This window comes from Vibrio sp. 2132-1 (genome assembly GCF_033344315.1).
In genome coordinates, this window is record NZ_JAWPON010000225.1 from 1 (window position 1) to 786 (window position 786).

Below are 786 nucleotides of genomic sequence, written 5' to 3' on the forward strand. Positions count from 1 at the left end.
CTTCAATCAGAACCTGAGCACGGCGAATATCTAATTGAGAAATTACATCTTGCAAAGCCATCATGATATCTGGCGGCGCAGTCAGAACAAGTGAGTTGGTTGCTTCATGAGCCGCAATCACGACTTCACCGCGTTGTGCACTGGATGCACCTTTTTGACCCGCTTGTTTTTCGGCTTGCAGGTTGTCAGAGACACCTTTCAGTACATCAACTAGGTCTTCTGCTTTGGCATACTTAAGGTAAACCACTCGGTTGTTACCTTTCGTTGCCATTTCTACGTCAAGTTGACGAATCAAACGTTTCAGGCGTGCACGTACTTTCGGATCGCCAGAAATCAGAATCGAGTTCGTACGCTCATCCGCGACGATTTTTGGCTCAAGAAACTCAGGCGTACTCTTTTGGTTGGTCGTTTTGTTCAGGGCTTCTACGATACGAACCATTTCAGCAGCCGAGGCATTGCGAAGCTCTACTAGCTCGATCTCTTTGTCACCAGCTTGGTCAACGCGTTTGATGATTTCTGCTAGACGGTTTACTACCGCTGCACGACCGGTGATCAGGATGATGTTAGCTGGATCGTAATGAACCACATTACCCGCACCGGCATTATCAATCAGCTGGCGCAATAGCGGTGACAATTCACGAACAGAGACATTTCGCACAGCAACCACGCGAGTGATGACGCTATCGCCTTTTGCGCTGCCATCACCCATAACAGGGATTGCAGAGGTCTTAGAGTCTTTTGCTTTGATGACTTTGAGTACGCCGTTGTCCATTTCTACGACTGCAT

1 protein-coding gene is annotated in these 786 nt (G+C 48.1%); it reads right to left on the reverse strand.

The features are described 5' to 3' along the window. The coding region (locus R8N47_RS24580; RefSeq protein ID WP_318186021.1) for a secretin N-terminal domain-containing protein at positions 1–786 on the reverse strand (786 nt) is incomplete at both ends.